The organism is Pseudomonas sp. Je.1.5.c (assembly GCF_051129895.1).
Taxonomy (GTDB): Bacteria; Pseudomonadota; Gammaproteobacteria; order Pseudomonadales; family Pseudomonadaceae; genus Aquipseudomonas; species Aquipseudomonas urmiensis.
In genome coordinates this window covers 1-7856 of record NZ_JBCPSP010000081.1, presented here as the reverse complement: position 1 = coordinate 7856, position 7856 = coordinate 1, and the positions used below count along the sequence as shown (strand labels likewise).

At 53.8% G+C, this 7856-nt stretch carries 8 protein-coding genes; all 8 read left to right on the top strand.

Annotated elements, in window-relative coordinates:
• A partial coding sequence (locus tag AAZU54_RS27000; protein WP_434727879.1) for an RHS repeat domain-containing protein occupies positions 1-1012 on the top strand: 1012 nt, incomplete at its 5' end.
• The gene (locus tag AAZU54_RS26995) at positions 1009-1500 is read left to right on the top strand and encodes a hypothetical protein (protein WP_434727878.1); all 492 of its coding nucleotides are present in this window, start codon (positions 1009-1011) and stop codon (positions 1498-1500) included. The genes AAZU54_RS27000 and AAZU54_RS26995, both read left to right, overlap by 4 nt.
• A 151-nt stretch (positions 1501-1651) precedes the next feature.
• A complete protein-coding gene (locus AAZU54_RS26990) occupies positions 1652-2377 on the top strand; it encodes a hypothetical protein (protein ID WP_392468787.1) in 726 nt (241 codons plus the stop codon).
• Positions 2378-2598: 221 nt separating this feature from the next.
• Complete coding sequence (locus AAZU54_RS26985) at positions 2599-3114, top strand: Imm15 family immunity protein (protein ID WP_186556038.1); 516 nt, start codon at positions 2599-2601, stop codon at positions 3112-3114.
• A 323-nt stretch (positions 3115-3437) separates the two neighbouring features.
• On the top strand, positions 3438-3845 hold the full coding sequence (locus AAZU54_RS26980) for a hypothetical protein (RefSeq protein ID WP_186556037.1): 408 nt from the start codon (positions 3438-3440) through the stop codon (positions 3843-3845).
• A 203-nt stretch (positions 3846-4048) separates the two neighbouring features.
• Positions 4049-5431: an oxygen-independent coproporphyrinogen III oxidase gene (hemN, locus tag AAZU54_RS26975; protein WP_392468792.1), complete on the top strand. Its 1383-nt coding sequence runs from the start codon at positions 4049-4051 to the stop codon at positions 5429-5431.
• 187 nt (positions 5432-5618) lie between these two features.
• Positions 5619-6353 carry a Crp/Fnr family transcriptional regulator FnrA gene (gene fnrA, locus AAZU54_RS26970; protein ID WP_186556035.1) on the top strand — a complete coding sequence of 245 codons (735 nt, stop codon included), beginning with the start codon at positions 5619-5621 and terminating at the stop codon, positions 6351-6353.
• Positions 6354-6405: 52 nt separating this feature from the next.
• Positions 6406-6954, top strand: a complete 549-nt coding sequence (locus AAZU54_RS26965) for an adenine phosphoribosyltransferase (protein ID WP_186556034.1) — start codon at positions 6406-6408, stop codon at positions 6952-6954.
• Positions 6955-7856: the final 902 nt, after the last annotated feature.

The following is a 7856-nucleotide window of genomic DNA, read 5'->3' as shown; positions in this document are numbered from 1 at the left end:
CTACAAGCAATCGGCTGCCAAGTACCAAGACCGCGCGCAGGCAGGCCCGCTGTGGAACCGCAAGCAACGCCTGGACCTCGATGAGCGCTACGGCTGCAAGAGCAGCATCTATGGCTGGGACGGCGACCACCTGGCGTTTGAAAGCACCTACCACCCGCGCGGCGAACGCACCACACACTACCTCTACGAGCCAGGCACCTTCGTGCCGCTGGTGCAGGCCTCGTACGAGCAACAAATCGCCCTGCTGCCCGAGCCGAGCTATGACGGGCCGTATGACATCGATCAGGATCCGGTCTGGCAATACCAGCCACAGGCACCGGCCTTCAAAGCGCTGGATTGGTACCAATGCGACCACCTCGGAACCCCGCTGGAGCTGACCGATCAGCACGGCGAAATGGTCTGGCGGGCGGACTATCAGGCCTGGGGGCAGGCCCAGGTGAGGCTGAGCGAGGCGGCGCAGCGCAGAAAACTCGACACTGCGCTACGGTTTCAGGGGCAGTACCTGGATGTCGAGACCGGGCTGCATTACAACCGGTACCGGTACTATGATCCGCAGGTGGGGCGGTTTGTTTCGGCGGATCCGATTGGGTATGCCGGGGGGCTGAATCTTTATCAATATGCGCCGAATCCTATCGCATGGACTGACCCGCTTGGGTTAGAAAGCAAGAAACCGGTATTAGGAAGTGAAAATAACCCGTTTGCCACGTCTAGAGCAGCCCGAGTGGAGTCTATGAGACAAGCAAAAATACCAAAGAGTCAGCAACCTATTAGCCAGTTTAGAAATGAATCGGGGTGGGAGTATCGCTACGAGATGCCTCAGCCTGGTGGCGGGAAAGCATTGGCATCAGTTCAGCAGCAAACTATGGATATTAGCCACCCAGACAAGCCTCACTGGGAGGCTGGAAAGGTTAAACTTGATGATCAGGGAAAACCTAGAATGAATCGCCATGGACGACCACAGATTCGAAACAATAAAAGCAAAGCGTTCTACGAACAGGACTGCTGCAAATGAAATTCACCCCTTACAAGAGAGACCTACTCTACAGAGCAAGCCAGGGCAAAATCATAGTTAATCACCTTGAGAAAAAACTGGAAAAACTATTAATATCCACTCAGGCCCACAAAAATCTCATAGACCTTGCCAAAACCGATAAAATTATTGGAATTCTTAACGAAATGAAGGTCATCGAATGCACCGAGAGAAAATTCACATGCATAAATGAGTGCTTTTCATTCGTAGCATCCGAAGTCTCGGGGCGTAACTGCTACATACTAATTGATGATGACTGGAAATATTGTGGAGCTTTGCATATAGACCCCGAAGTGCGACTAAATACCGAATTCAATTTCGATGAAAACAACAGTGATGAAATAAGATTTATTTTCTGCGACTTAACAACCCAGATAACCATTGACTATTTTCAAGACACAACAAACCCACCATATGAATGTACGCTAAAAAGATACACACCCATATACAGCACCTATCTTATAACCTGAGGAAAATCGATAACTTAAAGTAAATCACACAGCCATAGCCAACGGAACGAGAAAATATTACCTACCCCACCACTGAGCGGTGTCCGCCTGAGCAAGGAAAGCTACAGCAAGAAAATCCGTTCGTTTCACCCGAGATCCGTATGAGTGCAAGGTGGCTTTATGGAACTTTACTCATCGCTCAAAAGCACTTATAACAACTCAAACAACGCCCATGACGACCGCTGAAAAACCTTTCGAAACAACCAAAGACATATTTGTCGACAATGAAACCTTTACAATCAGGAAAAATCCAAAAAACTCCAAAGCCATACTATCCGCCGCACTGATTGCTTATGATTCAGACACGCTCCAAAACACCCAAGCAAAAGCTATAGAAGAGCTTTACAACCAGATACTCAAAAATGTACCGAATTACACCCCCTGGCTTTTAGTCAGCAATGGCGCCATGGTGCAAACAAATCGAATTGTAGAATATTACGGTCTTTGGCGCGCCTTTGAAAAAAACGGAATAGTTTTACCTAAGGGACAACGAACCCAAGAATACGCATTACGCGATGCCAAAGAGGTTCAATATTTTGGTGCCATCCTTCTAGACAACCCTGAATTTTTACAGATTGCAAAATTAACCGCCCCAGACTCTTCCGCTCACCTCATACTGACCAGCAACGCGCGCTCAATTCTTGGACTATTGCAGAAAGGGTGGCACTACGATTCAAAAAAACACCCCACCGACTTACTGCATCATCTTAGCCTAACCTCTAACTGCCTAATCCACCCTATTGGTGAATTCGACGACATTGAGGGTGGAGCAGTAGCAATAGCCTCTCCACAGATTATCAGCAAATGTTTCAGAGACACAGCACATAGGTCTGACTGAGAAAACCTGGACACTCTCACTCCTACTTTATGACTAGAACAGCACCTACACAACCTAGCCTTTTATAACCGCAACCAAAACTGCAGCACTATAAAACGAGATAGGTGAGTTGCATCAGCAGAACTCACTCACCACATAGACAGGTTAACTATTTATACATATACATAAAAACGCAAAGCACTTCGAACACCTGTACCTATTCAAACTGATGGAATATCAAAATGAACCTGATACGACTCTACGAAAAAATAATTGCCAAAGAGGCTTACAGAGACCTCGAAGTATTTTTTTGCGAAATCGATAGTTTTGAAGAGATTCCTTTAATATCGAGAGACAGCAGGCTTGCAAAGCTGCAAAAAATGCTCAAACAGGACGACGCATCTGAATTCTTACTAGGGCTTGCCTATTTTCTCCTCAATACAATTCGCTTGATTGGCCGCTCTAAGAACATCAAATACGGACTGCTTGCAATCACATACGTAGATTTTGATGAGCGTGAATACGGCCCTACACTCAGACCCCACTTATTTTTCTACCCTGACGAACCAGGCCAGAAGCTCTATGACACCCTGCTAAAAAAACAGCCACCAAATGATTCAACAGAAATGTTACACATTAAAAGCACGTTTAAATCTTGCAATCTTTTAGAGCAATTTATTTTTATTGAAAGCCGATGGTTTGACGAGGCGTGCAAGGAAGAACTGATCCGAATATTTGCCATACCAAAACAATCTTAAACACCTGACGGTGCGGCCCAGACTATCACCCCGCAATGACTCATGAATCCACTCAGAGAAAGTCGAAGTGAATGATTCTATATGCACTAGAGGGAATATATCATGAGACGTAGATACTCCCCTGCCCCTAATCGATGGAGTTCGCCATAACCGAGTGAACCTTTAAATTACAACAGGATGGGCATTAGCTGACAAATACATGATAAAAGACTATTTACCGCTTACTCACCTACTGCGCAGGCATGCAGACTTTATTGGAAATGTAAGCACGGGACCGGTAAATCCATAAATACGAACAACATTCGATATCGAGAGGCGAATAGATGATTAATAATGCTGACGAATTTAAAAAATATGTGGAAAGCGACGACAATGAACAGCTTTCAAAGTCAAGAGACTCCGCGCCAGATGAAGTATGGCTAGAAGTTATAAATAAATACCCAGAGCTGTGCTCCCAAGTAGCATCAAACAACACAATCTCAGAATTAATCCTAGAGCAACTATCTTTAAATGAATCGGATGCGATTCGCTGGGATATCGCGATGAAACGGCGTATAAACAGGGCAACATTCGAGCGCCTAGCAAAAGACCCTGAGCCGAGTGTCAGGGAAAGAATCGCGTGCAACCCAAAGGTGCCAAGGGATATTTTAGAGGAACTCTGCAAAGACCCCGACCCACTAGTTTGCAACGCAGCCAATGAGAAATTGAATTTAAAAAAATCTGAATTGTGACCTTGGCTCACCAAAGACTAGCCCAACCGATATACTGCATCACACTGCCAGTGCGACTCCAGCTGAGCGCCCCCCCTTGAATCTCCCCACTGCACAGCCCAACCCGCCCAGCGCCTCTACGCCCGTTGATACAAATCAACATGAATTGTTACCACCCCCCCTAGACTCCGGACACTGCTGCTCCTATACCGGGGACTACCCTCATGCTCGACGACCTGCGTTGGGATGCCGACCTGATCCGCCGCTACGACCTGGCCGGCCCTCGCTACACCTCTTACCCAACCGCGGTGCAACTGCACAGCGAGGTGGGCTCGTTCGACCTGCTCCACGCCCTGCGCGAGAGCCGGCGGGCGGTGCGGCCGTTGTCGCTGTACGTGCACGTGCCGTTCTGCGCCAACATCTGCTACTACTGCGCCTGCAACAAGGTGATCACCAAGGACCGTGCACGGGCCCTGCCCTACCTGCAACGCCTGGAACAGGAGATCCAACTGATCGCCTGCCACCTGGACCCCAAGCAAAAGGTTGAGCAGCTGCACTTTGGCGGCGGCACGCCAACCTTCCTCAGTCACGTCGAGCTGCGCCAGCTGATGGCCAGCCTGCGCCAGCACTTCCACCTGCTCGACGACGATTCTGGCGACTACGGCATCGAGATCGACCCGCGTGAAGCCGACTGGTCGACCATGGGCCTGCTGCGCGAACTGGGCTTCAATCGGGTCAGCCTCGGCGTGCAGGACCTCGACCCGGTCGTGCAGCGTGCGGTCAATCGCCTGCAAAGCCTGGAGCAGACCCGCACGCTGATCGAGGCGGCGCGCACCTTGCAGTTCCGCTCGGTCAACCTCGACCTGATCTACGGCCTGCCCAAGCAGACCCCGGAAGGCTTTGCCCGCACCGTCGAAGAGGTGATCCGCCTGCAGCCAGATCGGCTGTCGGTGTTCAACTACGCGCACCTGCCTGAACGCTTCATGCCCCAGCGGCGCATCGACAGCAACGATTTGCCGGCCCCGGCAGCGAAGCTTGAGATGCTCCACGCCACCATCGAGCAACTGACTAACGCGGGTTATCGCTACATCGGCATGGACCACTTCGCCCTGCCGGACGACGAGTTGGCCATCGCCCAGGAAGAAGGCACCCTGCAACGCAACTTCCAGGGCTACACCACCCATGGTCACTGCGATCTGATCGGCCTGGGGGTTTCGGCGATCAGCCAGATCGGCGATTTGTACTGCCAGAACAGCAGCGACCTGAACACCTACAAAGAGACCCTGTCCAGCGCGCAACTGGCGACCCAGCGCGGGCTGCTGTGCAACCAGGACGATCGTATTCGGCGGGCGGTGATCCAACAGTTGATCTGCCACTTCGAGCTGGAGTTCGAGCAGATCGAGCGGCAGTTCACGCTAGATTTTCGCGGCTATTTCAATGCGCTGTGGCCTGAACTGCAGGCCATGCACCGCGACGGCTTGATCAGCCTGGACAGCAAGCGCATCAAGGTCCTGCCGGCTGGGCGGCTGCTGGTACGCTCGGTGTGCATGGTGTTCGATGCCTACCTGGGGCTGCACAATCGTCAGCGCTTTTCGCGGGTGATCTGACGTACAGCGAGACGATCAACCGCATGGACATCCTCGCGTGGCGAGCACACTATTGGCCAGTGACAGGCTGCGGCCAACCAGAATCGCAGCCCGGTCAGCGCGCACCAAAATAGCGCAAGCTGGCCTACAGCCTATGCCGTCGGTTATCCTTACGGCTTATGTGTGCTTTCCCACAAGGATCGAAGAAATGTCCGAGCCAGTTAAACTGCGCCCACACAACCAGGCCCACTGCAAGGATTGCAGCCTGGCCCCCCTGTGCCTGCCCCTGTCCCTTAACCTTGAAGACATGGATGCACTGGATGAAATCGTCAAGCGCGGCCGCCCGCTGAAGAAGGGTGAGTTCCTGTTCCGCCAGGGTGACAATTTCGGCTCGGTCTATGCGGTACGCTCCGGCGCCCTGAAGACGTTCAGCCTGAGCGACAGCGGCGAAGAGCAGATCACCGGCTTCCACCTGCCCAGCGAGCTGGTCGGCCTGTCCGGCATGGACACCGAGGCCTATCCGGTCTCGGCCCAGGCTCAGGAGACCACTTCGGTCTGCGAGATCCCCTTCGAGCGCCTCGATGAGCTGTCGGTGCAGCTGCCGCAGTTACGTCGCCAGCTGATGCGGGTGATGAGCCGGGAAATCCGCGACGACCAGCAAATGATGCTGCTGTTGTCGAAAAAAACCGCCGACGAGCGCATCGCCACCTTCCTGGTCAACCTGTCGGCGCGCTTCCGCGCTCGCGGTTATTCGGCCAACCAGTTCCGCCTGAGCATGTCGCGCAACGAGATCGGCAATTACCTGGGCCTGGCGGTAGAAACCGTGTCGCGGGTGTTCACCCGCTTCCAGCAAAACGGCCTGATCACTGCCGAGGGCAAGGAAGTGCATATCCTCGACCCGATCCAGCTGTGTGCATTGGCGGGCGGTGCAATCGAAGTCTGAAGCTGACGGTTCGGGGTATACTTGCAGCTTGGTTTTTCAGGATACCCCTTTCATGCACAGCGACACCTTCGACCTCAAAGCCCTGATCCGCCCGGTAGTGGACTTTCCCAAACCGGGGGTGATCTTCCGCGATATCACGCCGTTGTTCCAGTCGCCGCGCGGCTTGCGCTATGTGGCCGACCAGTTCATCGAGCGTTATGTCGAGGCCGAATTCAGCCATATCGGCGCCATGGATGCGCGCGGCTTTCTGATCGGCTCGATCATCGCCCACCAACTGAACAAGCCGCTGATCCTGTTCCGCAAGCAGGGCAAGCTGCCGGCTGACGTGCTCTCTGAGGGCTACCAGACCGAATATGGCGAGGCCTTCCTGGAAGTGCATGCCGACAGCCTGTGCGAAGGCGATTCGGTGCTGATCTTCGATGACTTGATCGCCACCGGCGGCACCTTGCTGGCAGCTGCCAATCTGGTGCGTCGCACGGGTGCTGAAGTGTTCGAGGCGGCGGCGATCATCGATCTGCCGGAGCTGGAAGGTTCGCGTCGGCTGCAGGCGGCGGGTGTGCCGACGTTCTGTCTGACTGAATTTTCGCTGAGCGAATACTGAGTGCGTTCAGTTGATTGATGGGCCAGTCTGGCTGGCCTCATCGCGGGGCAAGCCCGCTCCCACGATAGCGCACAGTAGCGCTGCCAAGTTGGCGGTAGATACAGATTGGCGTGGGAGGTGGCGGTGTGCCGACGTTCTGCCTGACTGAGTTTTCGCTGAGCGAATACTGAGTGCGTTCAGTTGATTGATGGGCCAGCCTGGCTGGCCTCATCGCGGGGCAAGCCCGCTCCCACGATAGCGCACCGTAGCGCTGCCAAGTTGGCGCTAGACACAGATTGGCGTGGAAGGCGGCGGTGTGCCGACGTTCTGCCTGACTGAGTTTTCGCTGAGCGAATACTGAGTGCGTTCAGTTGATTGATGGGCCAGCCTGGCTGGCCTCATCGCGGGGCAAGCCCGCTCCCACGATAGCGCACAGTAGCGCTGCCAAGTTGGCGCTAGATACAGATTGGCGTGGGAGGTGGCGGTGTGCCGACGTTCTGCCTGACTGAGTTTTCGCTGAGCGAATACTGAGTGCGTTCAGTTGATTGATGGGCCAGCCTGGCTGGCCTCATCGCGGGGCAAGCCCGCTCCCACGATAGCGCACCGTAGCGCTGCCAAGTTGGCGCTAGACACAGATTGGCGTGGAAGGCGGCGGTGTGCCGACGTTCTGCCTGACTGAGTTTTCGCTGAGCGAATACTGAGTGCGTTCAGTTGATTGATGGGCCAGCCTGGCTGGCCTCATCGCGGGGCAAGCCCGCTCCCACGATAGCGCACAGTAGCGCTGCCAAGTTGGCGCTAGATACAGATTGGCGTGGGAGGTGGCGGTGTGCCGACGTTCTGCCTGACTGAGTTTTCGCTGAGCGAATACTGAGTGCGTTCAGTTGATTGATGGGCCAGCCTGGCTGGCCTCATCGCGGGGCAAG